Here is a 25,976-nt window from a genome sequence, read left to right on the forward strand (position 1 = left end):
CCGGGCCATCGCGAAACTGGCGGGTCTCGCGCCGCATGCCTGCGACAGCGGCCGGTTCCGTGGCAGACGCCGGATCTGGGGCGGCCGGGCCGAGGTGCGCCGGACGCTCTACCTCGCGGGGTTCATCGCCAGCCGCTACGACCCCGTGCTGAAGGCCTTCCGCCGCAAGCTGCAGGAGGCGGGAAAGCCCGTCAAACTCGCCATCAGCGCCTGCGCCCGCAAGCTGCTCACTATCCTCAATGCCATGCTGCGGGATCAGAGGGAGCACCAGCCAGTGGCGGGATGAGAAAGACAGTTGCTACGTTTCGTGGGCTCGATGGGGTCACGGCTCGGAGGCTCTCTTATCAACCACTACACTGACGTTTCACCCGCCGGGTGAGCGCCGGTCCGTGGGGAGGCGCTGCAACGGATTTGGCGATTGCTTTATGGCGCCATCCACATCCTCCATCGAGACGTGGCGCCACGTTGCCAAAGCGCCTGCCCGCCGGGACGGGCCGGCGCTCGCCCGGCGGCCTTCGGCCTGGATTCCGGGCGTGTGCCAAACTGAGCCTCGATCAACTTGAGGCCCCGGCGGGTGATCCTCGATCAGTAGGGGTTCTTGGGCTCGCGGTCGCCGGAGAGACTTGCTTGCGTGCGGTGGACGAGCGTCTCTATGGCGTGGGCGAGGTGTTTTTCCTCGATGTGGTCATCGCCGCGCGCCACGCGGTCGTGGTGGGCCTCGATCATCACGTCGGCATGCGAGCAGCCGCGCGGCGGTTCGAACCGGTAGCAGGCCAGTTCGATCAGGAAACCCAGCGGATCCTTGAAATAGATCGAATCCATGAACCCCCGGTCCTTGGGCCCGGAATGGGGGATGCCACGGGCGTCGAGCCGGTCGACGACCTGCGAGAAGGTCGCGTGGCTGACGTTGAAGGCGAGGTGGTGGACGCAGCCGGGATCGGTGGGGGTGCGGTTGTGGACAGGCTTGCGGCTCTCGTTGGTGAAGATCGTGATCAGACGCCCGTCGCCGGGATCGAAATAGAGGTGCCCCTCGTCGGGGTCGTCGAGATTGGGCTGGTCGAAGATGAAGGGCATGCCGAGCACGCCTTCCCAGAAGTCGATCGAGGTCTGCCGGTCGGCGCCGGTCAGCGTGATGTGGTGGACGCCCTGGACCTGTAGCTTGTGCATGGCTGGCTTCTCCTTTGGATTGGGTCAAGTATGGGGCCTGTGGGCTGTGCGGCAAGGGGGATGTGTCTGCGCCCGGTGCGGGGGATGGTGCGCGGATGCGCGGGCAGAAGGCGTTCGGGCTTGCCAAGGGGGGGCGCCGCGATACGGTGCATCGCATGGACAGTCATGTGGATATCAACCGCGATCACTGGAACGGGATGGCGGAGGAGTGGGTCGCGGCGGGCGAAAAGGCCTGGGCGAGCGGGAGCCCCTACTGGGGCATCTGGGAGGTGCCGGAGCGGGAGCTGGGGCTGCTGCCGGAGGACATGGCGGGCATGGACGCGGTCGAGCTGGGCTGTGGGACGGGCTATGTCTCGGGCTGGATGGCGCGGCGGGGCGCGCGGGTGACGGGGATCGACCTGTCGGCGGGGCAGCTGGCCACGGCGCGGCGGCTGGCGGGCGAGCATGGCGCGGATATCCGGTTCGAGGAGGGCAATGCCGAGGCGTTGCCCTTTGCCGACGGGGCGTTCGATTTCGCGATCTCGGAATATGGCGCGGCGATCTGGTGCGATCCGACCGTGTGGCTGCGGGAGGCGTGGCGGGTGCTGCGCCCCGGGGGGCGGCTGGTGTTCCTTGGTCACCATGCCTTCGTCTACCTGACCACGCCTTTGAACGGGGCGGCCTGCGAGCGGGTGCTGCACCGGGCGTATCGGGGCATCGGGCGGGTGGACTGGACGCAGGTGGAGATCGACCCGGGCGGGATCGAGTATTCCCTCACCTTCGCGGACTGGATCACGCTGTTCTTGGAGATCGGCTTTTCGGTGGAGGGGCTCAAGGAGGTCTATGCGCCGGAGGGGGTGACGGGCGAGGAGTTCGGCATCCCGGCGGCGTGGTCGCGGGATTTCCCGGCGGAGCATGTTTGGTGGCTGCGGAAGGGGTGACCGGTTGTGGCTAGTGCCGGGTCGAGGCCCCGGGTCAGGCCCGGGGCGGGGAGTGGGTGTTGGGGGCGGCGCGGGTTACCTTCGGGCGTCCTGTCTGAACCGGGCTGCCCAGTCTTCGTTGACGGCGTCGGAGAGGCGGGCGGTGGCGGGGGTGACGGTGGCCGGGTCGGGGGCGGGCTGGTCGAGGGTCTGGCAGATGCGGGCGAGGGCGGCGGCGGGGTCGTTCACGAGGGTTTCGTAGGAGAGGAACAGGGGGGTGATGCCTTGGGCCGCGAACCAGCGGTGCCAGGCCGCGTCCTGCGCCTCGAGACTGGCCAGGGTGACCGAGAGCAGGGCGAAGTCGTAGGCGGGGGCCGCGCTCGGGGCGGTGCGTTCGATCTCGGTGCCGTCGGGGGCGCGGTGCCAGAGGCCGGATTGCCGGGCGCGGACGAGGGAGATGGCCTGGGCCAGCCTGTCGTCGCGGGAGAGGTGGAGGTAGGCGAGCGGCCCGAAGGCCCGTTCGAGGCGGGCGCGGTCGGAGGGCAGGCCGGGGAAGAGGGTGTCGAGGATGGCCGAGAGGTCCGGCAGGGTTTCCTGCATCAGGCGGAGGCCGAAGACCGGGGTGCCGCCGCGCCCCTCGGCGATGGCGGCGGCGAGGTAGGCGCGCTGGAAGGCGGGCTCGCCGAGGGTATCGCGCGGGGGCAGACCCCAGCCCTCGGCCCAGTCGGCGATATCCTCGTGGCGGTAGAAGGAATGCGGCGCGCCGAGCCCGTGATCGGTGAGCAGGCCGCAGAGCAGGGTGCTGCCGGTGCGCGGCGTGCCGCAGAGGATGTAGCCGCGTTGGGTCATGCTGTGTCTCGCGGGGGCGGGGGCGGTGTTGGGCGGAGTATCGGGTCTTGGGCCGGCGGGGGCAAGGCGAAGGCGTCGGGCGAGGGCTTGGCGAAGTTCCGCCGGTCGGTTTGTGGGGACGGAAGTTTTCGTAAGGTAAACCTGGGATCGGGGTATCGTGAGGGGGTCAACCCGTGGTTGCGGGACGGGCCGGGATTGCAGGGGCGCACCGGCCTTGGGGGCAAGGCGGGTTGCCGGATATCGGGTACACGGAGGGACCGTACCATGATCGGCAATGTGAAGCGTTTCGGGAAGGGTGAGGGTATCGGGTGCGTGGGGCTGGCGGCGGTTGTGGCGCTGGGCCTCGGGGTGGTGCCGGGCGGGCCGGCGCGGGCGGCGGAATGCCTGCTGGATACGAATGGCAACAACCTGGCGGACACGGGTTTGGACACGACCGAAGGGGCCAATGACAACGGTGTCGCCACGGCGACGGCGTGTGGGCCCAATGCGGCGGCGTCGGAGCCGGACACGGTGGCGGTCGGCAACAACACCGCGGCGAGCGCCCTGGGCGCGATATCGATTGGCGGCGATCCGAACGGGTCCGGGCTGGGGACAAGGGCCTCGGGGGTCTATGCCGTGGCGATCGGCGGCGATGCGGATGCGGACGCGGCACAGGCCATCGCCATCGGCGGAGAGGCGGATGCCAGCGCCGCCGGGGCGGTGGCGATGGGCGGTGATCTCGATGGCAACAACCAGGGCGCGCTGGCCAACGGGACCGGGGCGGTCGCGCTGGGCGCGGACAGCCGGGCCATTGGCTCGGATGCGGTCGCGGTCGGCGGTGAAGCGCGGGCCGGCGCGACCCAGGCGGTCGCCCTCGGCGGGACGGCGGATGCGGGCGCGGCCGGGGCCATCGCCATCGGCGGCGACCGGGCCGGCACAGGGACGGGCGCGGTGGCCAACGGCACGGACGCGATCGCGGTGGGGGCGAACGCGGCCGCCACGGCGACGGGTTCGGTGGCGATCGGGCGGCAGGCCGCGGCGAACCACGCCAACGCCACCGCCCTCGGTGCCGATGCGGCGACCACGCGGGACAACCAGATGATGTTCGGCACCGCCGCGAATACCTATACCGCGCCCGGCATCACCACCGCCGCCAGTGCCGCGGCGCAGACCGGGCCGGTGCAGGTGGTGACTTCGGACGCGTCGGGCAACCTTGCCACCGATGGCGGTGCCCTCTTCGCGGCCGCCGCCGCGATACCGGGGCTGCAGCGGGACGTGGATCGCAACCGGGAAGGCGTGGCGATGGCGATGGCGCTGGACGTGCCCTACGTGCCGCCGTCGGAGACCTTCGCGCTGGGCGGGGGCTTGGGCTTCTTCGACGGGTCGTCGGCCTTTGCGCTGTCGGGGGCCGTGCGGATCAGCCCGAGCGCGCAGCTTGACGCGGGGCTGGCCTACGGGTTCGACCGGGATACGGTTGGCGGCCGACTTGGCATGACCTTCAGCTGGTGAGGGGGATGCGGGCGACAGGACTGGCGGCGCTGCTCGCGCTTATGCTGGCGCAGGGGGGGACGGCGCAGGAGGCGGTGCCCGCGCCCGGCCGGTCGGAGACGGCACGGCTGGTGTGGTCGACGCTGATCGCGGTGGACCATGCCAACCGGACGGGGAATTATGCCGTGCTGCGGGATCTGGGCGCGCCGGATTTCCGCAATGCCAACGATCCGGCGAAGCTGGCGGCGATCTTCGCGTCGGTCCGGAAAAGGGATCTGGGGCTGGAGCGGGTGGTGCTGTCGAACCCGGTTTATACCGAGGAACCGGGGCTGACCGAGACGGGGCTGTTCGAGGTGAAGGGCAGCTTTCCGGCGCGGCCGGAGGGGGTCTCCTTCGAGCTGTATTTCCAGCATGTGGAGGGGGCGTGGAAGCTCTATGGGCTGGGGATCTTCGCGCTGGAGGCGGAGGCGGAGGCCGAGGCGGGGGAGTAGGGAGATCTGCCCGGGCCGATACGGCGCGCCCGGAATTTGTGCATTTTCCAGCCCGTTTTCCGCGCGGAAATCGGGGGGGCCCTCAGGCCCCGACCATGCCCATGATCTGGTAGGTTTTCTTCAGGATCGGCGCGGCGATGGCGCGGGCGCGGGCGGCGCCGCCTTCGAGAATGCGGTCGATCTCGGCCACGTCTTCCATCAGGCGCGACATCTCGGTCGAGATGGGCGCGAGGCGGTCGACGGCGAGGTCGGCCAGCACCGGCTTGAACTCGGAGAAGGGTTTGCCGCCGTGCTCGGCCAGCACCTGATCGACGCTCGTGTCGGCCAGCGCGGCGTAGATGTTGACGAGGTTGCGGGCCTCGGGCCGGTCGTCGAGCGGGCCTTTCTCGGAGGGCAGCGGCTCGGGGTCGGTCTTGGCCTTGCGGATCTTCTTGGCGATGGTGTCGGCATCGTCGGTGAGGTTGATGCGGGACATGTCGGAGGGGTCGGATTTCGACATCTTCTTCGAGCCGTCGCGCAGGCTCATGACGCGGGTGGCCGCGCCCTCGATGACGGGCTGGGTCTCGGGGAAGAAATCGACCTCGAAATCGTGGTTGAACTTGCGGGCGATCTCCTGCGTCAGCTCGAGATGCTGTTTCTGGTCCTCGCCCACGGGCACGTGGGTGGCGTGATAGACGAGGATGTCGGCGGCCATCAGCGCCGGGTAGCCGAAGAGGCCCAGCGAGGCGTTCTCGGCGTTCTTACCGGCCTTGTCCTTGAACTGGGTCATCCGCTTCATCCAGCCCATGCGGGCGACGCAGTTGAAGACCCAGGCCATCTGGGTGTGCTCGGCCACCTGGCTCTGGTTGAAGAGGATGGATTTCGTCGGGTCGATGCCCGAGGCGATGAAGCCCGCCGCCAGCTCGCGGGTGGCGTGGCGCAGGTCGGCCGGCTCCTGCCAGACGGTGACGGCGTGCAGGTCGACCATGCAGAAGATCGACTCGATGCCTTCCTCCTGGCTGTCGGCAAAGCGCTTGAGCGCGCCGAGGTAGTTGCCAAGGTGCAGGTTGCCGGTGGGCTGGATGCCCGAGAAAACGCGCGGTGTGTGGACCACCTCGGTCATGGGGTGTGCTCCGTCTGGAATGCCGTTGGTTTCGCTTACTTGCGGGGGCGGATCGCGTCAAGGAGAGGCGGGGGGTGGGGGAGGGGCTCCGGTTCAGGTCGGTTGCAGGGCCGGTGGCCGGGAGGCGTGTGCGGAGGCGTTTCCGACCGGTCTCGCGATCAAACGGCTGACCGGTCCGGCGCGAGGTCCTCGACGAGAACGAACCGTTCCCAGATGAGCTGCATGTCCCGTGAAAACCCGCCGTTCCGTTCGAAATAGCCTCGATGGCCCGCACGCCAGCCCTCGAGACTGTCATCCTCGCCTTCGGCAAGGGCCATCTCTTCGGTCACCTCGTCGAACCGGCACTGGATCAGCTCGGCGGTCTCGATCACGAGGGCTGGCGTGTCGTCCCAGTTGAGGCAGATATCGCGCCGGCCGACTTCCGGCAGAGGTTCGTCCTTCCCGAACTCGTGAAGGGCGCTGCAGGTTGCCGTTTTCCGGCCGCTGCGTACCAGCGACACCAGCGTGGCGGACAGTTCGGCACTGTCGCCGAACTTGAAGGTACTGGCGGTTGGGTACTTTGATTGCAGCGCGGCCAGGTCGTTGGGCATGTCCGGTCTTCTCCTTTCGGGCGGTGTTGTCGCGTATCATCTTGCAGAGACGCGCCCCTTGGCAAGGGCGCCGGGGATCAGCGGCGCATGGCGGCCTTGAACTCGGCGATGCGGAAGGCGCCGAGGAGCTGGCCCAAGAGGAAATAGGCCAGGGTGCCGGAGGCGATCAGCGACAGCAGGGCCAGCCAGCGCCAGCCGCCCAGCCCGAAGGCCGGGGTGAGCAGGGCCGAGACGGCCCAGAGCACCGCTCCCATCAGCAGTGATGCCGCGATGATGCGCCAGATGCGGCGGCGGAAGCGGTCGTCGAAGCTGGCGACCTCGCCGAAGCGGCGGCCGCCGCGGGCCAGTTGCCAGACCATCACCCAGGCGGCGGCGGTGGTGGCGAGGGCCGCGGCGATCCAGCCGATGGCGTAGGCGAGGCCGATGGCGAGGGCGGCGTTGACCACCATCGCGACGAGGGCATAGCGGAACGGGCTTTTCGTGTCTTCGCGGGCGAAGAACAGCGGTTGCAGCAGTTTCTGCATGACGAAGGCGGGCAGGCCGAGGCCGTAGATGGCGACGGCGAGGGCCGTGGCGGCGGTGTCGTCGGGGCCGAAGGCGCCGCGCTCGAAGAGGGTCGACACGAGCGGCAGGGGGATGACCATCAGCGCCACGGCGCAGGGGATGGTCAGCGCCAGCGACAGCTCGCCCGCGCGGGAGAGGGCGTTGCGGGCGCCCGCGTCGTCGCCCGCCTTAAGGCGGCGGGAGAGGTCGGGCAGCAGCACGATCCCCACCGCGATGCCGACCACGCCGAGCGGAAGCTGGTAGAGCCGGTCGGCCGAGTAGAGCCAGCTGACCGCCTTGTCGTAGTTGGAGGCGACGAGCTGGCCCACCAGCAGGTTGACCTGCACCACCCCACCCGCCAGCGCGGCGGGGACGGCGACGCGAACGAGGTTCTTCATCTCGGGCGTCCAGCGGGGCCGGACGGGGCGGACGCGCAGGCCCGCCCGGTCGGCGGCGATCCAGACCAGGGCGAGCTGGGCCACGCCGGCGAAGGGGATGGTCCAGACCAGCGCCTCGGCCACAGCCCCGCCCATGGCCCAGGCCACGGTCATGGCGGCGACCAGCAGGATGTTGAGCACCACCGGCGCGGCGGCCGCGGCGGCGAAGCGGCCCGACGCGTTGAGCACGCCCGACAGGAGCGCCGCCAGCGAGATGAAGAAGACGTAGGGGAAGACGATGCGGCCGTATTCCACGGTGACGTCGAAGCGGGCGTCGCCGTAGAAGCCTTCGGCCGTGGCGTAGACCAGGGCGGGCATGAAGAACATCGCGACGGCCGTCAGGGTGAGCAGCACGAGGCTGAGGCCGGAGAGGGCGAGGCTGGCGAAGGCTTCGGGGTTCTCGTCGGCTTCGAGGCGTTTGGAGAACATCGGCACGAAGGCCGCGTTGAAGGCGCCTTCGGCGAAGAAGCGGCGGAACATGTTGGGCAGGCGGAAGGCCGCGACATAGGCGTCCATCAGGACGCCGGGGCCGAGGAAGCCGGCGATCAGCACGTCTCGGACGAAGCCCAGCAGGCGGCTCATGAGGGTCCAGCCGCCGACCGTGAGGATGCCGGAGAGGAGGCGGATGGGCTTCATGGGGCGGCCTTTTCGGCTGGGGAGGGTCTGGGCCGAGGAGTAGCGGATTGATCGGGGCGGGGGAAGAGCGGGCGTGGGGCAGCGGGAGAAACGGGGCTTTGACCGGTGGGATTTTCGACGTCGGTATAACGTCGGTATTTTGTCGGTATCGCGTCGGTGCGGGGGCCCGGCGGGGCGGTGGAGGGAGGGTGGAAACGGTTTCTTAGGATTTCTCGGCGATGATCCGAATCGAGACCCGCTGTCGGTTCAGGTTCGGGCGGGTTGGGTTGTGAAGGTCCGGAATGGGGCTCGCGGCGGGCCGGGCGCTTGGGCGTCGGGTTTTTGTCGGAGGTCGATGGCGGAGGGTGTTGGCAATGAGGCCCCGGATCGGGTCGGGGGCGGATTGTTGCTTGGGGCACGGGCGTGGGTTTTGGGCCGTGGGCGAGCCGGGCCGGAAGAGAGGCCCCGGATCGGGTCCGGGGCGGGTTGTGGCTTGGGGCGCGGGAGCGTGTCTTGGTTCGGAGGCGAGTCGGGCCGGAGGAGAGGTTCCGGGTCGGGTCCGGAGCGGGTTGTTTCCTGGGGCACGGGCGCAGGTCCTGGGTCGCAGGCGAGCCGGGCCGGAGGAGAGGCCCCGGATCGGGTCCGGGGCGCGTCGAGTTTTGGGGCAGGGGCGCGGGCTCCGGGCCGTCGGGGTCGGGTGCGAGGCCTTGGGTCAGGTTCGGCGTGGGCGGATGGCCCGGCGCGATCGGAGAGAGGGTCAGGCGCCGGGGGATGCGGCGAGGAAATCGGCCTCGGACCAGACCTTGGCGAGGGAGGCGCGGCGGAAGTCGATATGGACGATGCGGCGGGTGCGGTTGTCGTCGCCGACGCGGCGGAAGTAGAAATCGTCCTCGGTGAAGTGCCCGTCCTGCATGATCCAGCGCACCATCGAGGCGGTCAGCCCCTTGTAGGGCGCCATGATGTCGACGATCCAGAGCCGGTCGCCGCTGTTCCAGTCTTCGGGCGCGAGGCCGGCGCCGGTGATCAGGCGGCGTTCGGCCTCGCGGCTGAGCCAGCCCCAGGTGTAGAGGCCGCGGGCCACTCCGTCGAAACGGAAGAGGCGGAACTGGCCCAGCAGCAGGGGCGGTTCGAGATGGGTGCGGAGCTGGGCCACCGGCATCCGGGCGTGGCGCGGGCTTCGGAAGGCGAGGAACATCATGTCGCCATAGGCGCGGAGGCGCTCGGGCGAGGGGCTCTCGATATCGGGGAGGGACTTGCCGGCGGCGTCGGTGAGGGCGGTCATGAGGCGATCCTCCGGTCCTGGGCGTGGCCGTTGAGCAGGGCGGTTTCCCACGGGCGCAGCACCATGCGGGCGGTTTCCGGGGCGCCGGTGCCGCAGGCAAGCTCGGGGAAGAGGCGGAAGAGCTCGGCGCGGGTCTCCTCGGCGAGGTCGCGCAGGGCGTATTCGCCGGGGTGGAAGCTTTCGGTGGGCAGGCCCTCGGTCAACATGATCTCGTGCCGGTCGAAGAGCACGTGGAAATAGTCGACGCCGGGGGCGGCGTGATCGGTGCGGATGGTCAGGTCGTTGATCAGCCCCTTGGCGGGCACCAGCACCTGGTCCGCGCCGAAGAACAGCTCGGCGCGCCAGTCGTCGACGAGGATGCGGTGCTGGGGCGAGACGGTGAGGTCGCGCGCGGGCTGGCCGGGGCCGAAGGCGCCGGCAGAGATGCGGACGGGCCGGAGCGAGGGGTCGGCGGCCAGCTCGGCCGCCGAGACGTGGCGGCAGCCGATCCAGCGCACCGGCCGCGCCGGGCCGTCGAGGGTGCGGACCATGTCGCCCAGGCGCAGCTCCTCGACCGGGACGGGGCCGGCTTCGGTGTCGATCAGCGTGCCGCGGGCGACGCAGATGGTGACGTTGATGATGATCGTGTCGGTGTCGGTGCCCTGGCTGTCGCGGCCGGTGACGGAGATCACGATGGTCTGGTCGGTGCCCGAGGCGAGCATCGCGTCGCGGTCGATGTGGAACTCGAACTCGCCGGTGACGCGGTTGAATTCGAGGTCCCCGTACTGGCCGCCCTGGGTAACGGTGAAGGTGTAGCCCTGGGTGGCCTCGCTGGCGCCGCCGCCGCCGATCGGGACTTCGTCGAAGTCGCCCGACACGGTGGTGACGTCGGCGCCGGTGAGGTCCACGTCGAATGTCCACGTGTCGATCCCGGACGTGCCACCGCCGGTGGCACCCGTGGTTTCGCTGATATTGTAACCCACTGCTCTGTCCTGCCTGTGTCAGCTCGTTTCGGCTGATTTGCGGGCAGTTTACCGGCTGTTAAGCCGTTTGTCGACGGTGTTGGGGTTCGCTCCGGGGAAGCGTGGCGGTGGGGTCGCAGGGGGGGGCGATATCTTGAAAAGATATCGGGTCGAATTCTTTTGAAGAATTCGACTTGTGGCCGCGGGGCGGGTCGGGGCGGGGGTTATTCGGAGGCGCGCTCGACGCCCTTGTCGATGGCCTCGCGCAGCTTGCGTTCGAGGACGCGCTGCTTGCTTTCGGTATAGAATTTCAGGCCGAACATGTCCTTCACGTAGAAGGTGTCGACCACCTGCTCGCCATAGGTCGCGATGACCGCCGAGTTGATGTAGACATTGCCCGCCGCCAGCGTGCGGGTGAGGTCGTAGAGCAGGCCGGGGCGGTCGCGGGTGTCGACCTCGATGATGGTGTAGATTTCCGAGCCTTCGTTGTCGAAGGTGATGTGGGTCGGCACCTTGAAGGCGCGTTCGCGTTTCTTGAGCTTGTCGCGCGACTGCATGGCGTCGCGGGCAACGACCTCGCCCTTGAGCGTCTTGGTGATCATCTGGCGCAGGCGGGGGAGGCGTTCGGATTCGTAGGGGTGGCCCTCGCTGTCCTGCACCCAGAAGACCGCCGTGGCGAAGCCGTCCTTGGAGGTGTAGGTGCGGGCATCGACCACGTTGGCGCCGACGAGGGCCAGTGCGCCGGCCAGCCTTGAGAAGATGCCCGGGTGATCGGCCAGCGCGAAGCAGGCGCGGGTGGCGTCGCGGTCTTCGTCGACGGCGAGGTCGATGGCGATCTCGTCCTCGTGCAGGTCGCGCAGCAGACGGGCGAAGACCACATGCGCCGTGACGTGAAGCCCCTGCCAGTAGGGCGGGTAGTGGCGGGCGGTTTCGGTCTTGAGGTCCTTCGGATCCCAGTCGGCCAGCTCCTCGCGCAGGTTGCGCTTGGCGTCGGAGCCGCGCTGTTCGCGGTTGAGTTCCTCGAGCCCGCCTTCCATGGCACGCCGGGTCTGGCGGTAGAGCGCCCGGAGGAGCGAGGCCTTCCAGTTGTTCCAGGTGTTGGGGCCGACGCCGCGGATGTCGCAGACGGTGAGCACGCAGAGCAGGTCGAGCCGTTCCTTGGTCTGCACCGCCTTGGCGAAGTCGCGCACGGTGCGGGGGTCGGCGATGTCGCGTTTCTGGGCCATGTCCGACATCAGCAGGTGATAGCGGACCAGCCATTCGACGGTGTCGACCTCTTTCGGTTTGAGCCCGAGGCGGGGGGCGACCTTGCGGGCGATCTGGGCGCCGAGGATCGAGTGATCCTCGTCCCGGCCCTTGCCGATGTCGTGCAGCAGGAGCGCGACGTAGAGGACGCGGCGGTTCACGCCTTCCTCGAGGATGGAGGAGGCGACCGGCAGGGCCTCGTCAAGCTCGTGGCGTTCGATCTTGTCGAGCTGTGAAATGCACTGGATGATATGCTCGTCGACCGTGTAGCTGTGATACATGTTGAACTGCATCAGCGCGCGGATCGGTTCGAATTCCGGCAGGACCGCCGAGAGCACGCCGAGCTCGTTCATCCGGCGGAGCGCCCGTTCGGGGTTGCCGTGCTTCAGCAGCAGGTCGAGGAAGAGCTTGCGCGCCTTGGGGTCGTTGCGGAAGCTTTCGTCGATCAGTTTCAGGTTGGCCGTCACGAGGCGCATGGCATCGGGGTGGATGAGCAGCCCGGTGCGCAGCCCCTCCTCGAAAAGGCGCAGGAGGTTGATCCGGTCGGAGAGGAACTTCCGCTCGTCGACGATGGCGAGGCGGCCATGCACCTCGGCGTAATTATCCTTGAGCTTGCGCTTGCGCTTGAAGAGCCGTTGCAGGAGCGGGCGCGATTTGACATGCGCCGCCTCGAGCTTGGTCAGGAAGATGCGGGTCAGCTCGCCCACCGCGGTGGCGTGGCGGAAGTAATCCTGCATGAAATGCTCGACCGCGCGGCGGCCGGGCGTGTCGACATAGCCCATGCGGGTGGCGACCTCGACCTGCAGGTCGAAGGTGAGCTGTTCGGTGGCGCGCCCGGTGATCAGGTGCATGTGGCAGCGCACCGCCCAGAGGAAATTGTGGGCCTTGGCGAAGGTGGCGAATTCCTCCTCGGCGAAGAGGCCGAGGGTGACGAGATCGGCCACGTCGTCGACCCGGTGGACATACTTGGCCACCCAGAACAGGCATTGCAGGTCGCGCAGGCCGCCCTTGCCCTCCTTGACGTTGGGCTCGACCATGTAGCGGACGCCCTGCTTCTGGTGCCGGATGCCGCGTTCCTCGAGCTTGGCCTCGATGAATTCGCGCTCGGTGCCTTCGAAAAGGTCTTCGCGCAGCCGGGTGCGGAGGGTTTCGCCCAACGCGGCATCGCCGTAGATGAAGCGTTTTTCCAGCAGGGCCGTGCGGATGGTGAAATCCTCGGCCCCGAGGCGCAGGCAATCCTTCACCGTGCGGCTGGAATGGCCGACCTTCAGGCGCAGGTCCCAGAGGATGTAGAGCGTGCTTTCGATCACGCTCTCGGCCCAGGGGGTGATCTTGTAGGGGGTCAGGAACAGCAGGTCGACATCGGAAAACGGCGCCATCTCGCCCCGGCCGTAGCCGCCGACGGCGAAGACGGCGATGCGCTCGGATTCGGTGGGGGTGGGCAGCGGGTGCATGTGCCGGGCGGCCATGTCGAGCGCGGCGCGGACCACGCAATCGGTCAGCCAGCTATAGGAGCGGATCGCCGCCTCGGCGGCGAAGGGATCGGCCGAAAGCCCGGCCGCGATGGCGCTGCGCCCCTCTTCCATCGCCGCGGCGAGCCTGTCGACCACGGCCTTGCGCCGGGCCGCGGCGTCGGTGCCGGCATCAGTGATGGCCGTGTCGAGCGCGCGGCCGACGGCCTCCTCGTCGAAGAGGTCGTCGGCCGGGCCGATCAGGTCAGCCGGAGGGGGCGTTGCGTCTTTCATTCCGGTCCGGTCGGCGCGGGATCAGAAGCTCGCGCCTTCGAAGCCTTGCGGCGCCGGGCTGAGCACCTTGACCTGCTTGTCCTGGATCGTGGCGACGGCGAGGCCGCGCTCGTTCGAGCCGTTGGGCAGGAAGCGGAACACGCCGTTGACGCCCTGGAAGCCGGCCGGCTGGGTCAGCGCCTCTTTCGAGAGCGCGTTGCGGGCGCCGCCGGTGGCCAGCGCGCCGACCGCGGCGATGCCGTCATAGGCCAGCCCGCTGAGCGCGTGCGGGGCCGCGCCGTAGGCGGCCTGGAAGCGGCTCTGGAACTGGGCCGAGCGGCCGGGATCGGGCAGGGCGAACCAGCCGCCCTGGACGCCCGGCAGTTCGAGCGTCTGCGGCGGCGTGTCCCAGCGGGCGAGGCCGATATACTGCACCTTGTCCTGGCCCAGCCCGTTCTCGGGCAGCATCTGCGAGAAGAGCGGCAGGGCGCCGGCGGTGTTGGCGGTGAGGAAGATGGCGTTGGCCTGCGTCTGCTGGGCGGTGTTCTTGATCTTGGGCAGGGCGGCGACCACGCCCTGTTGCGAGAACTCGTAGCTGACGGCGCCTGCGGGGACGGCGCCGTTGCGGGTGATCGCCTGCTGGATCGCGGCGCGGCCGAGGCGGCCGGCGAGGTTGTTGGAATAGACCGTCATGATGCGGTCGCGCCCCTGCGAGGCGGCGTAGCTGACAAGCCGGTTGGCGGTGGTGTCGAAGGTCTGGCCCAGCACGAAGAGGTTGCCGCCGGCGATGGTGGGGTTGTTGGAGAAGGCCAGCACGTTGACGCCGCGGTTGGCGACGGCGAGCGCCGCGGCGTTGGCGGATTCGGCATGCAGCGGGCCGATGATGATCTTGGCGCCCTCGGCCACGGCCTCGGCCGCGACCTGGCCGGCCTTCTCGGCGTTGCCGGCGGTGCCGTAGACGCGCAGGTCGACCTGCACACCGTTCAGGTCGGAGACCGCCATGCGGGCGGCGTTCTCGAGGTCCTTCGCGAGCTTCTGCTCATTGGTGTCGGCCGAGCCGTAGGGCACCAGAAGCGCCACCGGCACCGGGGCCGAGGGGGTGATCGAGGGGCCGGAGCCGATGATCGGCCCGCTCGCGCAGGCGGCGAGCAGGGCGATGGAGAGGAGAGCCAGCGGCCCGAGGATCAGCTTGCGAAGCTTGGTGAAAACGGCGAACATGAACGAGAAGTGCTCCCTTCTGACGGCGGGACAGGGTCCCGTACGGGTTTCGGGCCGATCATAGACGTCATGCGGGAGGGGTCCAGTGGTGATTCCGGTCAACCCGGAGCTGGCTCCGGGGCTTTACCTGATTGCAACGCCGATCGGCGCGGCGCGCGACATCACGCTGCGGGCGCTCGATATTCTCGGGTCGGCCGACATGCTGGCGGCCGAGGACACGCGGAGCCTGCGCAAGCTGATGGATATCCATGGCGTGCCGCTGGGGGACCGGCCGCTGGTGAGCTACCACGATCATAACGCGGGCCGCGCGCGGCCGCGGATCATGGCGGCGCTGGAGGCGGGAAAATCAGTGGTTTACGCCTCCGAGGCCGGCACGCCGATGGTGTCGGACCCCGGGTTTGACCTGGCGCGGGCGGCGGTGGAAGCCGGGCACGGGCTGATCTCGGCGCCGGGCCCATCGGCGGCGGTGACCGCGCTGACGCTCTCGGGGCTGCCGGCGGACCGGTTCTTCTTCGCGGGGTTCCTGCCGCAGGGGGGATCCAAGCGGAAATCCGCGCTTGGGCAGTTTGCCGCGGTGCCCGGCACGCTGATATTCTACGAATCGCCGAAGAGGGTGGCGGCGATGCTGAAAGACGCAGCGGAGGTGCTGGGCGGCGCGCGGCCGGCGGCGATGTGCCGGGAATTGACCAAGAAATTCGAGGAGGTGAGGCGCGGGACCCTCGAAGAGCTGGCGGAGGAAATGGCGGGGCGGACGCTGAAGGGGGAGATCGTCGTGCTGGTGGGGCAGGGGGATTCAATGTCTGTTAGTGAAATTGATTTAGATTCGGCTCTGATCGATGCGCTTGAGGGGCGTTCGGTGCGGGATGCGGCGGATATCGTGGCGGCGCAGCTGGGCGTGAAACGGCGGCCAGTGTACCAGCGTGCGCTTGAGCTGGCGAAGGCGCGTGAGTGAGGTTTGTTGGTTTGAGGTTTCTTGCCGGGCCGGGCTTTGATTGTTGGATTGGACGTTGATCTTGGTCCGGGCATTGCTTTGAGGAAGGAGTAGGCATGACGAAGCATTTCAGGTTCGACGAGGGTGGCACGGCCACCGTGGTGCCGGCGGCCAAGCGGCGGCGGGGGCGGCGTGCCTACCTGTCGGGCGTCAGTGCCGAGAAGGCGGTCGCTCGGGCCTATGACATGCGCGGTGCCGATCTTCTGGAAACGCGCTGGCGCGGGCAGGCGGGTGAGATCGACCTGATTTTCCTGGATCGCGGCGTCTATGTCTTCTGCGAGGTGAAGAAGGCCTCGAGCTTCGATGCGGCGGCGGAACGGCTGCGCCTCGACCAGATGCAGCGCATTCACCTGGCGGGCTCGGAATACCTGGGCAACACGCCGCAGGGGCAGCTTTCCGAGGTGCGGTTCGATCTGGCGGTGGTGGATGACCGCGGAGAGGTCGAGATTCGCGAGGCGGCCTTCAGCCATCTCTGAGCGGCGCATTTCGGATTTGCACACCGGCCGGGATTGGCCCATGTAAAGGCTGCACGCATTTGCCGGGGACAGCCTATGAAAATCGCCTTTCAGATGGATCCGATCGGACCGATCGATATCAACGGGGACAGCACGTTCCGGCTGGCCGAGGAAGCGCAGGCGCGGGGGCACGAGCTCTATTATTACACGCCGGACCGGCTGGCCTATAACCAGGGGCGGGTCGAGGCGCGGGGCTGGCCGCTGGAGGTACGGCGGGAGAAGGGCAATCATTTCACGCTGGGCGAGGAGCAATTGTTCGACCTGTCGGGGATGGACGTGGTCTGGCTGCGGCAGGATCCGCCGTTCGACATGTTCTACATCACCACCACGCATCTGCTGCAGCGCTTGAGCCCCGGCACGCTGGTGGTGAACGATCCCTTCTGGGTCAGGAACTTTCCCGAGAAGCTGCTGATCCTCGATTTTCCCGAGCTGATGCCGCCCACGGCGATCGCCCGCGACCTCGACACCATCAAGGCGTTCCGGGCCGAGCATGGCGACATCATCCTCAAGCCGCTCTACGGCAATGGCGGGGCGGGCGTGTTCCACCTGCCCGAGAGCGACCGCAACCTTGCCTCGCTGCACGAGATGTTCACCGGGTTCAGCCGCGAGCCGCTGATCGCGCAGAAATACCTGCCGGAGATCAAGAAGGGCGACAAGCGGGTGATCCTGGTGGATGGCGAGCCGGTGGGGGCGATCAACCGCATCCCCGGCGCGGGCGAGACGCGGTCGAACATGCATGTGGGCGGGCGGCCCGAGAAGGTGGAGCTGACCGAGCGCGACCGGGAGATCTGCCGCATCATCGGGCCGCGTCTGCGGGAGTGCGGGCAGGTGTTCGTGGGCATCGACGTGATCGGCACCTACCTCACCGAGATCAACGTGACCTCGCCCACCGGGATCCAGGAGCTGGAGCGGTTCGACGGGGTGAATGTCGCCGCGAAGATCTGGGAGGCGATCGAGGGCAAGCGGGCGTGAGCCTCGCGCGGCGCCTCCTGAACCCCTACCTGCGTTTCACCGAGAAGCGGTACATGGCGCGGGTGGAGGATCCCGCCACTCTGCGCCGGAATTTCGAGTTCAAGGCACGGCTGTTCTTCCGGGCGCCGTTCGGCACGCGCTATGAGCGCGGCGTGCTGGGCGGGGTGCCGGTGCAATGGGCGCGGGCGAAGAGCGTGCGCCGGGAGGCCGGGCCGCTGGTTTTGCATCTGCATGGCGGGGGCTACGTGTTCGGCTCGTCCAGCACGCATCGGGCGATGCTGGGGCGGTTGTCGGCGCTGGCCGGGCTGCCGGCCTGCCTGCCCGATTACCGGCTGGCGCCGGAGCATCCGTTCCCGGCCGCCGTCGAGGATGCGCTGGCGGTGTACCGGGCCGTCGAGGACTGGCCCGGCGGGGTGGTCATCGGCGGGGACAGTGCCGGCGGCGGGCTGGCGCTGGCGGTGCTGGCGGAGGTGTTGCGGACGGGCGGCAAGGCGCCGCTGGGGGTGTTCGCGATGTCGCCGCTGACCGACATGGGGTTTTCTGGCGAGAGCGTGCGAACCAATGCCGGGGCCGACGTGATGCTGCCCGCGAGCCGGGCGGCGGAGACGGCGGAGATGTATCTCGACGGGGCGGATGCGGAAGACCCGCGAGCCTCGCCCCTGTTTGCCGATTTCACGGGCGGGCCGCCGGTGTGGCTGTGCGTCGGGGATACGGAGATATTGCTGGACGACACGCGGCGCATGGCCGAACGGCTTGAGGCGCAGGGCGTGGAGGTGGAGATGCGGATCGAGCATGACCTGCCGCATGTCTGGCCGTATTTCCAAGGGCTTATGCCGGAGGCGATGGTGACGCTGCGGGAAATCGCGGCGTGGATCAACTCTCTTTCGCGGCCGACAGGCGGAAGCTGACGGCCTCGGCCACGTGGGGCCGGCGGATGGTGTCGGACCCGTCGAGATCGGCGATCGTGCGGGCGACGCGCAGGACGCGGTGATAGCCGCGGGCCGAGAGGCCGAAGCGATCGGCGACCTTGGTGAGAAGCTCGCGGCCCTCGGTGTCCGGCGTGGCGATTTCGGTGAGCATTTCCCCCTCGGCATCGGCGTTGAGGCGCATGCCGGGATGGTCGCGGTAGCGGGTGTGCTGGAGGTCTCGCGCCGCCTGGACCCGGGCGGCGACGGTGGCCGAGGGCTCGCCCGAGCCGGGCAGGTCGAGATCGGTATAAGCGACGGGCGGCACCTCGATCCGGAGGTCGAACCGGTCCATCAGGGGGCCGGAGATGCGGCCCATGTAGTCGTCTCCGCAGGCGGGCGCGCGGGCGCAGGCGCGGGAGGCGTCGGGCAGGTAGCCGCATTTGCAGGGGTTGGCGGCGGCGACCAGCATGAAGCGGCAGGGGTATTTCACGTGGGCGTTGGCGCGGGCAACGACCACCTCGCCCGATTCGACGGGCTGGCGGAGGGTTTCGAGCACGGAGCGGGTGAATTCGGGGAACTCGTCCATGAAGAGCACGCCGTTATGGGCGAGGGAAATCTCGCCCGGCGAGGCGCGTCGGCCGCCGCCGACGATGGCGGCCATCGAGGCGGTGTGGTGCGGTTCGCGGAAGGGGCGGGCGCGGTTGATGCCGCCTTCCTCGATCAGCCCGGCGAGGGAGTGGATCATCGAGGTTTCGAGCGCTTCCTGTGCCGTGAGCGGCGGGAGGAGGCCGGGGAGGCGGGCGGCGAGCATGGATTTGCCGGAGCCGGGCGTGCCGACCATCATCAGGTGGTGGCGCCCGGCGGCGGCGATTTCGAGGGCGCGCTTGGCGCGTTCCTGCCCCTTGACGTCGGTGAGGTCGCGGCCGGATTTGTCGGGGATCACCTCGCCCGGTTCGGCCGGGGGGAGGGGGGATTGCCCGGTATAGTGGCGGACGACATCGGCGAGGGTGGCGGCGCCGATGACGCGGGCGGCGTCGACCCAGGCCGCTTCCGGCCCCGAGCCCTTGGGGCAGAGGAGGGTGCGGTCGGCCTCGGCCGCCGAGAGGGCGGCGGGCAGGGCGCCGATCACGGGCAGGAGGGAGCCGTCGAGGGACAGCTCGCCCAGCGAGCAGGTGCCCTCGACCGCGTCGGCGGGGATGATTTCCAGCGCGGCGAGGAGGGCCAGGGCGATGGGCAGGTCGAAATGGCTGCCCTCCTTCGGCATGTCGGCGGGAGAGAGGTTGATGGTGATGCGCTTGGAGGGGAGCGCGATGGCCATGGAGGTGAGCGCCGTGCGCACGCGGTCGCGCGCCTCGGTCACCGCCTTGTCGGGGAGGCCCACGAGGGAGAAGCCGGGAATGCCGGCGGTGACGGCGCATTGCACCTCGACCGTTTTCGCCTCGACCCCCTCGAACGCGACCGTGTAGGCGCGGGCCACCATCGCGCATCCCTTGCGTTGCCCAATTTGGTTAACAGGGTGGGCGGGAATGGTTGAGGATTGGTTAACGCCTTGACGGCCGGCGGTTCAGAGGCGGCCGAAGACGTCTTGCAGGATGGCGGAGAGGCCGGTGCTGTCGGCCTCGGTGAAGGCGTCGGGCTGGTCGCTGTCGATGTCGAGCACGGCGATGATCTCGCCCGTGCCGTTGCGGACGGGCAGGACGATTTCCGAGCGGGTGGAGGCGGCGCAGGCGATGTGGCCGGGGAAGGCCTCGACATCCGCGACGAGCTGTACGTGCCCGGTGCGGGCCGCGGCGCCGCAGACCCCGCGGGAGAAGGGGATGACGAGGCAGCCATGGCCGCCCTGGTAGGGGCCGATCTTGAGCAGCTCGGGCTCGGTCACGCGGTAGAAGCCCGTCCAGTCGAAGCGGTCGTCGGCGTGGTGCAACTCGCAGACGACCGTGGCCATGAGCGCGACGTCGTCGGTTTCGCCCTCGGTGAGGGCGGCGATGGTCTTGGCGGTGGTGGCGTAGTCGATCCTCATGGACGGGGATATGGCACGGGCCGGGGCGTTCCGCCAGCCCCGGGCTTGCATCGCCCCCGGGGGATGTGGCAGGTGCGGCCCCCGACACGCGATTTCCGGCCGAAGGAGAGACATATGACGACCCTGAACCTGCGCCATAACGAGGAGCGCGACCTTGCCCCGCTTGCGGGGTTGCTGAAGGACGAAGGCGACATGGCGCTCGTGAACCCGCATGCGCGGTATCCGTTCGACGAAGGCGAGTGGAAGATGCGGTGGCTGCAGGAGGTGGATGACGAGTCGTTCTACCTGCTGGATGGCCAGGGCCGCGAGGTGGGGTTCTTTGCGCTGCGCGTGGGCGTGGGGCCGGAGGTGCGGCACCTGACCTATGTCTTCGTCGAGGAAGAGATGCGGGGCGGCACCGGCGAGGAACTGGCGCGGCTGGCGGAGGATGCGGCGCGGGATCTGGGGGCGCTGAGCATCACGCTGAAGGTGGAGCTGGACAACGAGGCGGCGCTGCGGCTCTACCAAAAGTCGGGCTACGAGGAATTGTCGCGCCGCGGTGGCATGGCCACGATGCGGCGCGACCTGGATCGCTAGATCCTATGGTGGCGTAGGGTTCAGGTGCGTTCGATGGCGATGGCCGTGCCCTCGCCGCCGCCGATGCAGATGGCCGCGACGCCGCGCTTGAGCCCGCGTTTTTCCAGTGCGTTCAACAGGGTGACCATGATGCGCGCGCCGCTGGCGCCGATCGGGTGACCAAGCGCGCAGGCGCCGCCGTTGACGTTGACCTTGTCGCGGGGCAGGCCCATTTCGTGCATGAAGGCCATCGGCACGACGGCGAAGGCCTCGTTCACCTCCCACAGGTCGACATCGTCTTTCGACCATCCGAGTTTCTTCAGCAGTTTCTGCGCCGCCGGCACGGGCGCGGTGGTGAACCAGCCGGGCGCCTGCGCATGGCTGGCATGGCCGAGGATGCGGGCGCGGATGTTGAGGCCGTTTGCCTTGGCCGCGTCGCCCGAGGCCAGCACCAGCGCCGCCGCGCCGTCGGAAATGGAGGAGGCGTTGGCGGGGGTGACCGTGCCGTCCTTGCGGAAGGCGGGCTTGAGCTGGGGGATCTTGTCGGGGCGGGCCTTGGCGGGCTGTTCGTCTTGCGAGATCGTGACCTCGCCCTTGCGGGTGGTGAGGGTGACCGGCGTGATCTCGGCGTCGAAGGCGCCGGATTTCTGGGCGGCGAGCGCGCCTTCGAGGGAGCCGATGGCGTAGTCGTCCTGGGCTTCGCGGGTGAACTGGTACTTCTCGGCGCAATCCTCGGCGAAGGTGCCCATAAGGCGGCCCTTGTCATAGGCATCCTCCAGCCCGTCGAGGAACATGTGATCCTTGACCTCGGCATGGCCGATGCGGGCGCCGCCGCGCATCTTGGGCAGGAGGTAGGGGGCGGTCGACATGCTTTCCATGCCGCCGGCGATCATCAGGTCGGTGTCGCCGAGGGCGATCTGGTCAAAGGCGATCATCGCGGCCTTCATGCCCGAGCCACACATCTTGTTGAGCGTGGTGGCCGGCACGTCTTCGCCGAGACCGCCATGAAAGCCGGCCTGCCGCGCGGGGGCCTGGCCCTGGCCGGCGGGCAGGACGCAGCCCATCAGCACCTCGTTCACGGTTTCGGCCCTGGCATCGGCCAGCGCGGCGCGAATCGCGGTGCCGCCCAGAAGGCTGGCCTCGACCCCGTCGAAATCTCCCTGGAACCCGCCCATGGGGGTGCGGGCGGCTCCGGCTATGACAACGTCTTTCATGGGTTTGATCCTCCTCGGATTTTGATGCCGCAGAATACCGAATGGTAACGAATGCGGTCTAGCCTGCGTCGTATTAGTACCTAAGGCGGACGGCTCATGGAACTCGACAGCGATAGCCTGAACGGCGTGCAGGTGATCTCGGTGATGGCGGACCGGATCGATTCGGCCGGTGCGATCCGGTTCAAGGACGCGGTGCGCGCGGTGGTGGACGAGGATGCGCCGCGCGTGGTGCTGGACCTCGGGCAGGTGGCGTTCGTCGATTCGAGCGGTCTTGGCGCCATCGTGGCGGTGATGAAGTTCCTCGGGCCGGAGCGCAAGCTGGACCTCGCGGCGCTGCGCCCGGACGTGGACAAGGTGTTCCGGCTGACGCGGATGGATACGGTCTTCGGGATTTACGGGGATGTCGACAGTGCCACGCGCCGCGCGGCCGGGTAAGCGGGCCGTGCCGGGCGCGCGGACCGGGACGGCGGCGGGCGTACGCCTGTCGCTGACGATTCGCGCGACGCCCGAGGCCACGCGCGAGGCGGTGGCGGCCGTGCGCGGGATCATGGCGCGGGCCGGGGCGGCGCCGGGCCTGTTGTTCCGGGTCGAGCTTGTGCTGGCGGAGGTGCTGAACAATATCGGCGAACATGCCTATGGCGGCGCCGGCGGGCGCGTGTGGCTGAAGGCAAGGATGGAGGGCGACGCGCTGTGCGTGACGATCGCCGACCGGGGCAAGCCGATGCCCGGCGGCGAGATGCCCGAGGGCGTGCTGCCGGATACGGAGGTGCCCTGCGAGCGGCAGCCCGAGGGCGGATTCGGCTGGTACCTGATCCACAGCCAGACGGATGCGGTGCAGTACAGCCGGAGCGAGGGGCAAAACACCCTTGGGTTGCGGTTTGCGCCGCGATCGGGGGCGTGAGGGGCCAAAAACCTTAATCTCGCCGCAATCATTACGAAAAACCGCCAGAAACAAACGCGATAACCGGTCTTGTAGCTGCATATGGCTTCCCTCGGCGCCGCGTTTAACAGCCCCCACCCAGTGCGCGGCGTCGAGGTACTTACCCCCCTGAAAACCTGAACGTTCACAACCGGCCCGCCGGTTTGTTGGCATTCCCGCGCGGCCGTCCTAGTGTCGCGGGGAGAGGTTTACAGGAGGGGTTTCACCCATGCGCGATCTTCATCTTCCGGGCCGGTCGCCCGTACTGGCGGCCAACGGCATGTGCGCCACGTCCCATCCGCTGGCGGCCAAGGCCGCGGTGGATATTCTCGAACGGGGCGGAAACGCGGTGGACGCGGCGATTGCCGGGGCCGTGCTGCTGGGGATCTGCGAACCGCAGATGACCGGGATCGGCGGCGATTGCTTCGTGCTGTTCAACGAGGCCGGAAGCGACGAGGTGCAGGCGCTGAACGGCTCGGGCCGGGCGCCGGCGGCGGCGTCGGCGGAGACGCTGCGGGAGAAGGGGCACGAGACGGTGCCGGTGCACGGGACCGAGGCGGTGACGATGCCGGGGGCGGTGGACGCGTTCTGCCGGTTGAGCGAGGATCACGGGCGGCTGGGGCTGGACGCGGTGCTGGCCCCGGCGATTCACTATGCCGAGGCCGGCGTGCCGGTGGCCGAGCGGGTGGCGTTCGACTTTCCCGGTGACGTCGAGGTGCTTCAGGGGCATGGGGTGGCGCATTATTCCGATGGCGGCAAGCCGCTGACGGCGGGGCAGCTTTTCCGCGCGCCGGGGCAGGCGGAGGTTCTGCGCCGGGTGGCGAAGGACGGGCGCAAGGCGTTCTACGAGGGCGAGGTGGCCGAGGACATGCTGGCGGCGCTGGGCGAGATGGGCGGCGTGCACACGGCCGAGGATTTCGCGGGGGTGGCCTGCGAATACGCCGATCCGGTGTCGGGGGAGTATGGCGGGACGGAGCTGGTCGAGCATCCGCCGAACGGGCAGGGGGCGACGGCGATCCTGATGCTGAACATCCTCAAGCAGTTCGATATCGCCGGGATGGATCCGTGGGGGCCTGAGCGGGCGCATGTCGAGGCGGAGGCGGCGAAGCTGGCCTATGATGCGCGGAACCGGTTCATTGCCGACCCGGATCACACGGCACGGCTTGACCATATGCTGGCGCCGGAGACGGCGGAGCAACTGGCGGCGCTGATCGACCCGAAACGGGCGATGGCGAAGGCGGCGCCGGTGGCCGAGGCGGTGCACAAGGACACGGTCTATATCACCGTGGTGGACAAGGACCGGATGGCGGTGTCGCTGATCTATTCGATCTTCCACGGGTTCGGGTCGGGGATCGCGTCGGAGAAGTTCGGCATCCTGTTCCAGAACCGGGGGGCGGGGTTCACCCTGACGCCGGGCCATCCGAACGAGCTGGGCGGCGGCAAGCGGCCGATGCACACGATCATTCCGGGCATGCTGCGCGAGGGCGGCCGGGTGGTGATGCCGTTCGGGGTGATGGGCGGGGCCTATCAGCCGAACGGGCATGCGCGGTTCGTGAGCAACCTGCGCGATTTCGGGCTGTCGCCGCAGGCGGCGATCGACGCGCCGCGGAGCTTTGCCTCTGGCGGGGAGTTGCGGGTCGAGCGCGGCTATCCGGAGGCGGTGCGGCAGGCGCTGGCGGATATGGGCCACGAGGTGGTCGTGCCGGACGAGCCGATCGGCGGGGCGCAGGCGGTGTTGATGCACGAGAGCGGGGTTCTGGAAGGCGGGAGCGATCCGCGCAAGGACGGGTGTGCGCTGGGGTATTGAGCCCATGGTGGGTTGGCACCCACCTTACGGAGCGTTGCATTTCCCGCCCCGGGTTTCGGGTGGCGCGGGGTCCCGGCTCGGGGGCCGGGACGGGCGGTGGGTTGGCACCCACCCTACGGGATGACGGTGAGGGGCGGGGTCGGGCCCGCCCGGCCCATCCGGGGAGTGTAGGGTGGGTGCAAACCCACCGCCCGGTCAGTTCAGCTGAAAATGCAGCGGGTAGTGGCCGTCTTCGAACGGGCCGAACAGGTCGGGGATGTCGGGGTGGCCCACCGGTTCGCCGGAATAGTCGGCGATCAGGTTTTGTTCGCTGACATAGGCGACATAGTAGCTTTGGTCGTTCTCGGCGAGCAGGTGGTAGAAGGGTTGTTCCTTCGACGGCCGGCTTTCCTCGGGGAGGGATTCGTACCACTCCTCGGTATTCGAGAATTCGGGATCGACGTCGAAGACCACCCCCCGGAACGGATGCTTCCGGTGGCGCACGACCTGACCCAGATGATATTTCGCACGTGTCGTATACATTCAAAACAGCCCCTAAAGGCAGACATTACCCGTTTCAAGGCCCGTTTGTCCAATGCCTGCTGGCGAATGCGCGAGAAACAGTGTGTGAACCCGCCCATGACAGTACCCGGCCCCGGATTCGGGATTTCCCAACGCCGTCCGATCGGTTACAATGGCGAAAAAAGGCCATAAAAAAGCGAGAGGCAGATGAGCAGAACCCTTCGCGCGGTCCTATTGCTGTTGTTGGTGGCGTCGTGTGGCGGCCGCAGCAGCGGTCCCGCGCCTGAAAATCTTGACGACGCCTGCGTGATCCTTCGCGAGCGTCCGCAATACGCCCGAGCCTTCCGTGCCGCCGAGCGGCAATGGGGGGTTCCCGTTCACGTGCAGATGGCCACGATCTACCAGGAGAGCAAGTTCGACGGCGAGGCGCGCACGCCCTTCCGCTGGACGCTGGGCGTGATCCCGATGGGCCGGATCAGTTCGGCCTATGGCTACAGCCAGGCGCTGGACGGTACGTGGGAGGAATATCTGGAGGAGCGCGGGCGGTACAACGCGCGCCGCAACGATATTCACGACGCCGCCGATTTCATGGGCTGGTACATGGCGAAGACCACCGAGCATCTGGGCATTTCCCAGCATGACACGCGCAACCAGTACCTTGCCTATCACGAGGGGCGGGGCGGTTACCGGAGCGGCAGCTACAACAAGAAGGCGTGGCTGTTGCGGGTGGCCGACAAGACGGCGGCGCGGGCCAATACCTACCAGGCGCAACTGGCGCGCTGCGGGCGGTACTGACGCGACGGTACTGATGAAAGGAGCCGCTGCCCGGGGTCGGGTGGCGGCTTTTTCTATTGAACTCGGGCCTTTCCGTGGCGCGCAGGGAGCGTTCATGCGCCGAGCGCGGAATCGAGGGCGCAGCCCGCCGCGGGGGGGGGGGGGCGGGGGGGGGGGCGGGCGGGGGGGGGGGGGGGGGGGTGAGAGGCGCGGGGGAAGGTGGGGGGCGG

26 protein-coding genes are annotated in these 25,976 nt (G+C 68.6%); 13 read left to right on the forward strand and 13 right to left on the reverse strand.

What is annotated here, in order from left to right; genetic code table 11:
* A partial coding sequence (locus RLN94_RS16480; protein WP_350169279.1) for a transposase occupies positions 1 to 286 on the forward strand: 286 nt, incomplete at its 5' end.
* A 299-nt stretch (positions 287 to 585) separates the two neighbouring features.
* Here RLN94_RS16480 and RLN94_RS16485 read toward each other — a convergent pair.
* Complete coding sequence (locus tag RLN94_RS16485; RefSeq protein ID WP_350127674.1) at positions 586 to 1,167, reverse strand: VOC family protein; 582 nt, start codon at positions 1,165 to 1,167, stop codon at positions 586 to 588.
* A 95-nt stretch (positions 1,168 to 1,262) separates the two neighbouring features.
* Between RLN94_RS16485 and RLN94_RS16490 the strand changes: the two genes are divergently transcribed.
* On the forward strand, positions 1,263 to 2,087 hold the full coding sequence (locus RLN94_RS16490; protein WP_350127671.1) for a class I SAM-dependent methyltransferase: 825 nt from the start codon (positions 1,263 to 1,265) through the stop codon (positions 2,085 to 2,087).
* 75 nt (positions 2,088 to 2,162) lie between these two features.
* On the opposite strand, the gene RLN94_RS16495 is transcribed toward RLN94_RS16490, so the two are convergent.
* On the reverse strand, positions 2,163 to 2,915 hold the full coding sequence (locus tag RLN94_RS16495) for a Stf0 family sulfotransferase (RefSeq protein WP_350127668.1): 753 nt from the start codon (positions 2,913 to 2,915) through the stop codon (positions 2,163 to 2,165).
* A gap of 264 nt (positions 2,916 to 3,179) precedes the next feature.
* Between RLN94_RS16495 and RLN94_RS16500 the strand changes: the two genes are divergently transcribed.
* Together RLN94_RS16500 and RLN94_RS16505 are read left to right on the forward strand one after the other, a co-directional pair.
* A complete protein-coding gene (locus RLN94_RS16500; RefSeq protein ID WP_350127665.1) occupies positions 3,180 to 4,403 on the forward strand; it encodes a YadA-like family protein in 1,224 nt (407 codons plus the stop codon).
* 5 nt (positions 4,404 to 4,408) lie between these two features.
* Positions 4,409 to 4,873 (forward strand): hypothetical protein, encoded by a 465-nt coding sequence (locus RLN94_RS16505; RefSeq protein WP_350127662.1) that lies wholly within the window; start codon positions 4,409 to 4,411, stop codon positions 4,871 to 4,873.
* Between the two features lie 82 nt (positions 4,874 to 4,955).
* Here RLN94_RS16505 and trpS read toward each other — a convergent pair whose 3' ends face one another.
* From trpS to RLN94_RS16540, 7 genes are all read right to left on the reverse strand, one after another.
* Complete coding sequence (trpS, locus tag RLN94_RS16510) at positions 4,956 to 5,975, reverse strand: tryptophan--tRNA ligase (RefSeq protein ID WP_350127659.1); 1,020 nt, start codon at positions 5,973 to 5,975, stop codon at positions 4,956 to 4,958.
* A gap of 158 nt (positions 5,976 to 6,133) precedes the next feature.
* Positions 6,134 to 6,565, reverse strand: a complete 432-nt coding sequence (locus RLN94_RS16515; RefSeq protein WP_350127656.1) for an ASCH domain-containing protein — start codon at positions 6,563 to 6,565, stop codon at positions 6,134 to 6,136.
* A gap of 77 nt (positions 6,566 to 6,642) precedes the next feature.
* Positions 6,643 to 8,181, reverse strand: coding sequence for a murein biosynthesis integral membrane protein MurJ (murJ, locus tag RLN94_RS16520; RefSeq protein ID WP_350127653.1), 1,539 nt, complete (start codon positions 8,179 to 8,181; stop codon positions 6,643 to 6,645).
* A 736-nt stretch (positions 8,182 to 8,917) separates the two neighbouring features.
* Positions 8,918 to 9,442 (reverse strand): toxin-activating lysine-acyltransferase, encoded by a 525-nt coding sequence (locus RLN94_RS16525; protein WP_350127650.1) that lies wholly within the window; start codon positions 9,440 to 9,442, stop codon positions 8,918 to 8,920.
* Entirely contained in the window at positions 9,439 to 10,404 is a 966-nt protein-coding gene (locus RLN94_RS16530; protein WP_350127647.1) for a Hint domain-containing protein, read from the reverse strand. The genes RLN94_RS16525 and RLN94_RS16530 overlap by 4 nt, the downstream gene beginning before the upstream one ends.
* Positions 10,405 to 10,607: 203 nt before the next feature.
* Complete coding sequence (locus tag RLN94_RS16535) at positions 10,608 to 13,373, reverse strand: [protein-PII] uridylyltransferase (RefSeq protein ID WP_350127644.1); 2,766 nt, start codon at positions 13,371 to 13,373, stop codon at positions 10,608 to 10,610.
* Between the two features lie 21 nt (positions 13,374 to 13,394).
* The gene (locus RLN94_RS16540) at positions 13,395 to 14,570 is read right to left on the reverse strand and encodes a penicillin-binding protein activator (protein ID WP_350127641.1); all 1,176 of its coding nucleotides are present in this window, start codon (positions 14,568 to 14,570) and stop codon (positions 13,395 to 13,397) included.
* Positions 14,571 to 14,655: 85 nt separating this feature from the next.
* Between RLN94_RS16540 and rsmI the strand changes: the two genes are divergently transcribed.
* The 4 genes from rsmI (at position 14,656) to RLN94_RS16560 (ending at position 17,956) form a co-directional block, all read left to right on the forward strand.
* The gene (gene rsmI / locus RLN94_RS16545; protein WP_350127638.1) at positions 14,656 to 15,522 is read left to right on the forward strand and encodes a 16S rRNA (cytidine(1402)-2'-O)-methyltransferase; all 867 of its coding nucleotides are present in this window, start codon (positions 14,656 to 14,658) and stop codon (positions 15,520 to 15,522) included.
* A gap of 95 nt (positions 15,523 to 15,617) precedes the next feature.
* Entirely contained in the window at positions 15,618 to 16,037 is a 420-nt protein-coding gene (locus tag RLN94_RS16550; RefSeq protein WP_350127635.1) for a YraN family protein, read from the forward strand.
* Between the two features lie 75 nt (positions 16,038 to 16,112).
* Positions 16,113 to 17,048, forward strand: a complete 936-nt coding sequence (gene gshB, locus RLN94_RS16555) for a glutathione synthase (RefSeq protein ID WP_350127632.1) — start codon at positions 16,113 to 16,115, stop codon at positions 17,046 to 17,048.
* Positions 17,045 to 17,956, forward strand: coding sequence for an alpha/beta hydrolase (locus RLN94_RS16560; protein ID WP_350127629.1), 912 nt, complete (start codon positions 17,045 to 17,047; stop codon positions 17,954 to 17,956). The genes gshB and RLN94_RS16560 overlap by 4 nt, the downstream gene beginning before the upstream one ends.
* On the opposite strand, the gene RLN94_RS16565 is transcribed toward RLN94_RS16560, so the two are convergent.
* Both RLN94_RS16565 and msrC read right to left on the reverse strand, forming a co-directional pair.
* Positions 17,922 to 19,436 (reverse strand): YifB family Mg chelatase-like AAA ATPase, encoded by a 1,515-nt coding sequence (locus RLN94_RS16565; RefSeq protein WP_350127626.1) that lies wholly within the window; start codon positions 19,434 to 19,436, stop codon positions 17,922 to 17,924. The genes RLN94_RS16560 and RLN94_RS16565 overlap by 35 nt on opposite strands.
* A gap of 84 nt (positions 19,437 to 19,520) precedes the next feature.
* Positions 19,521 to 19,976, reverse strand: coding sequence for a free L-methionine (R)-S-oxide reductase MsrC (gene msrC, locus RLN94_RS16570; RefSeq protein ID WP_350127623.1), 456 nt, complete (start codon positions 19,974 to 19,976; stop codon positions 19,521 to 19,523).
* Between the two features lie 114 nt (positions 19,977 to 20,090).
* Here msrC and RLN94_RS16575 point away from each other — a divergent pair, with 114 nt between their 5' ends.
* A complete protein-coding gene (locus RLN94_RS16575) occupies positions 20,091 to 20,552 on the forward strand; it encodes a GNAT family N-acetyltransferase (protein WP_350127620.1) in 462 nt (153 codons plus the stop codon).
* Between the two features lie 20 nt (positions 20,553 to 20,572).
* Here the strand turns inward: RLN94_RS16575 and RLN94_RS16580 are convergent, their stop codons facing one another.
* Positions 20,573 to 21,745 (reverse strand): thiolase family protein, encoded by a 1,173-nt coding sequence (locus RLN94_RS16580; protein WP_350127617.1) that lies wholly within the window; start codon positions 21,743 to 21,745, stop codon positions 20,573 to 20,575.
* A 96-nt stretch (positions 21,746 to 21,841) separates the two neighbouring features.
* Between RLN94_RS16580 and RLN94_RS16585 the strand changes: the two genes are divergently transcribed.
* From RLN94_RS16585 to RLN94_RS16595, 3 genes are all read left to right on the forward strand, one after another.
* Positions 21,842 to 22,180, forward strand: a complete 339-nt coding sequence (locus RLN94_RS16585; protein ID WP_350127614.1) for an STAS domain-containing protein — start codon at positions 21,842 to 21,844, stop codon at positions 22,178 to 22,180.
* On the forward strand, positions 22,146 to 22,646 hold the full coding sequence (locus tag RLN94_RS16590; protein ID WP_350127611.1) for an ATP-binding protein: 501 nt from the start codon (positions 22,146 to 22,148) through the stop codon (positions 22,644 to 22,646). Before RLN94_RS16585 ends, RLN94_RS16590 begins: the two co-directional genes overlap by 35 nt.
* Positions 22,647 to 22,893: 247 nt before the next feature.
* Positions 22,894 to 24,471 carry a gamma-glutamyltransferase family protein gene (locus RLN94_RS16595; protein WP_350127608.1) on the forward strand — a complete coding sequence of 526 codons (1,578 nt, stop codon included), beginning with the start codon at positions 22,894 to 22,896 and terminating at the stop codon, positions 24,469 to 24,471.
* Between the two features lie 195 nt (positions 24,472 to 24,666).
* On the opposite strand, the gene hspQ is transcribed toward RLN94_RS16595, so the two are convergent.
* Positions 24,667 to 24,993 (reverse strand): heat shock protein HspQ, encoded by a 327-nt coding sequence (gene hspQ, locus RLN94_RS16600; RefSeq protein ID WP_300894841.1) that lies wholly within the window; start codon positions 24,991 to 24,993, stop codon positions 24,667 to 24,669.
* Positions 24,994 to 25,179: 186 nt separating this feature from the next.
* Between hspQ and RLN94_RS16605 the strand changes: the two genes are divergently transcribed.
* Positions 25,180 to 25,767 carry a transglycosylase SLT domain-containing protein gene (locus tag RLN94_RS16605; protein ID WP_350127603.1) on the forward strand — a complete coding sequence of 196 codons (588 nt, stop codon included), beginning with the start codon at positions 25,180 to 25,182 and terminating at the stop codon, positions 25,765 to 25,767.
* The last annotated feature ends 209 nt before the right edge of the window (positions 25,768 to 25,976 follow it).

This window comes from Roseovarius sp., assembly GCF_040223625.1.
In the GTDB taxonomy this organism is placed as follows: Bacteria; Pseudomonadota; Alphaproteobacteria; order Rhodobacterales; family Rhodobacteraceae; genus Roseovarius.

Excerpts from the sequence above, each read along its gene's own strand:
- RLN94_RS16485 (WP_350127674.1), bottom strand. The coding sequence starts at position 1,167 with ATGCACAAGCTACAGGTCCAGGGCGTCCACCACATCACGCTGACCGGC.
- RLN94_RS16490 (WP_350127671.1), top strand. The coding sequence starts at position 1,263 with ATGCGCGGGCAGAAGGCGTTCGGGCTTGCCAAGGGGGGGCGCCGCGAT.
- RLN94_RS16495 (WP_350127668.1), bottom strand. The coding sequence starts at position 2,915 with ATGACCCAACGCGGCTACATCCTCTGCGGCACGCCGCGCACCGGCAGC.
- RLN94_RS16500 (WP_350127665.1), top strand. The coding sequence starts at position 3,180 with ATGATCGGCAATGTGAAGCGTTTCGGGAAGGGTGAGGGTATCGGGTGC.
- RLN94_RS16505 (WP_350127662.1), top strand. The coding sequence starts at position 4,409 with ATGCGGGCGACAGGACTGGCGGCGCTGCTCGCGCTTATGCTGGCGCAG.
- trpS (WP_350127659.1), bottom strand. The coding sequence starts at position 5,975 with ATGACCGAGGTGGTCCACACACCGCGCGTTTTCTCGGGCATCCAGCCC.
- RLN94_RS16515 (WP_350127656.1), bottom strand. The coding sequence starts at position 6,565 with ATGCCCAACGACCTGGCCGCGCTGCAATCAAAGTACCCAACCGCCAGT.
- murJ (WP_350127653.1), bottom strand. The coding sequence starts at position 8,181 with ATGAAGCCCATCCGCCTCCTCTCCGGCATCCTCACGGTCGGCGGCTGG.
- RLN94_RS16525 (WP_350127650.1), bottom strand. The coding sequence starts at position 9,442 with ATGACCGCCCTCACCGACGCCGCCGGCAAGTCCCTCCCCGATATCGAG.
- RLN94_RS16535 (WP_350127644.1), bottom strand. The coding sequence starts at position 13,373 with ATGAAAGACGCAACGCCCCCTCCGGCTGACCTGATCGGCCCGGCCGAC.
- RLN94_RS16540 (WP_350127641.1), bottom strand. The coding sequence starts at position 14,570 with ATGTTCGCCGTTTTCACCAAGCTTCGCAAGCTGATCCTCGGGCCGCTG.
- RLN94_RS16550 (WP_350127635.1), top strand. The coding sequence starts at position 15,618 with ATGACGAAGCATTTCAGGTTCGACGAGGGTGGCACGGCCACCGTGGTG.
- gshB (WP_350127632.1), top strand. The coding sequence starts at position 16,113 with ATGAAAATCGCCTTTCAGATGGATCCGATCGGACCGATCGATATCAAC.
- RLN94_RS16565 (WP_350127626.1), bottom strand. The coding sequence starts at position 19,436 with ATGGTGGCCCGCGCCTACACGGTCGCGTTCGAGGGGGTCGAGGCGAAA.
- msrC (WP_350127623.1), bottom strand. The coding sequence starts at position 19,976 with ATGAGGATCGACTACGCCACCACCGCCAAGACCATCGCCGCCCTCACC.
- RLN94_RS16575 (WP_350127620.1), top strand. The coding sequence starts at position 20,091 with ATGACGACCCTGAACCTGCGCCATAACGAGGAGCGCGACCTTGCCCCG.
- RLN94_RS16580 (WP_350127617.1), bottom strand. The coding sequence starts at position 21,745 with ATGAAAGACGTTGTCATAGCCGGAGCCGCCCGCACCCCCATGGGCGGG.
- RLN94_RS16585 (WP_350127614.1), top strand. The coding sequence starts at position 21,842 with ATGGAACTCGACAGCGATAGCCTGAACGGCGTGCAGGTGATCTCGGTG.
- RLN94_RS16590 (WP_350127611.1), top strand. The coding sequence starts at position 22,146 with ATGTCGACAGTGCCACGCGCCGCGCGGCCGGGTAAGCGGGCCGTGCCG.
- RLN94_RS16595 (WP_350127608.1), top strand. The coding sequence starts at position 22,894 with ATGCGCGATCTTCATCTTCCGGGCCGGTCGCCCGTACTGGCGGCCAAC.
- hspQ (WP_300894841.1), bottom strand. The coding sequence starts at position 24,993 with ATGTATACGACACGTGCGAAATATCATCTGGGTCAGGTCGTGCGCCAC.
- RLN94_RS16605 (WP_350127603.1), top strand. The coding sequence starts at position 25,180 with ATGAGCAGAACCCTTCGCGCGGTCCTATTGCTGTTGTTGGTGGCGTCG.